2 protein-coding genes are annotated in these 483 nt (G+C 61.3%); both read right to left on the bottom strand.

From position 1 onward, the window contains the following. Positions 1–277: hypothetical protein (locus tag AC1DLB_RS31985; RefSeq protein ID WP_477786534.1), on the bottom strand; the 277-nt coding region annotated here is incomplete at its 3' end. After that, positions 274–483: IclR family transcriptional regulator domain-containing protein (locus AC1DLB_RS31980; RefSeq protein ID WP_477786533.1), on the bottom strand; the 210-nt coding region annotated here is incomplete at its 5' end. The genes AC1DLB_RS31985 and AC1DLB_RS31980, both read right to left, overlap by 4 nt.

The following is a 483-nucleotide window of genomic DNA, read 5'->3' as shown; positions in this document are numbered from 1 at the left end:
GTCGGTAACGTTCGCCTTTTACGATGCTGTCGCTGTAGATCGGGGCAACGATCCACTTGCCAGCCGGGGGTAACGCACACTTCCACCCCCCCACGGTTTTTCCAGCCAATGGCCCCACATGCTGCTGAATGGCAAAACCTTGTGCGAGGCTGCCTGGCAGGTTCGGGCCTGGCAAGGATGCCAGCCGAACACCCTCTAGCCGTGCACGGACCAGAGCGGCAGCGGCGACTTCCAACCCTGACCCCGCCTCGGTCCATGCAGGTGCGAGCTGGCTCATACGTTCTCCGTATGCACACTGTTCTGGCGCGGCCAAACCGTACCCAGCTTGTTGGCTGCATCTTCGAGCAGAGCATGCAATTGGTCATAACGTTCAGGCTGCATGCGCAAGACCGGGCCGGCGATACTCATCGTGCCAACCACAGTGCCAGATGGAACCAGCTTGACCGGTACGGCGATCGCCCAGACACCCGCCTCGGCTTCTTC

This window comes from Pseudomonas sp. 05N434 (assembly GCF_056396965.1).
The sequence above is the reverse complement of the archived record's forward strand: the minus strand, read 5'-3'. Positions and strand labels throughout refer to the sequence as shown.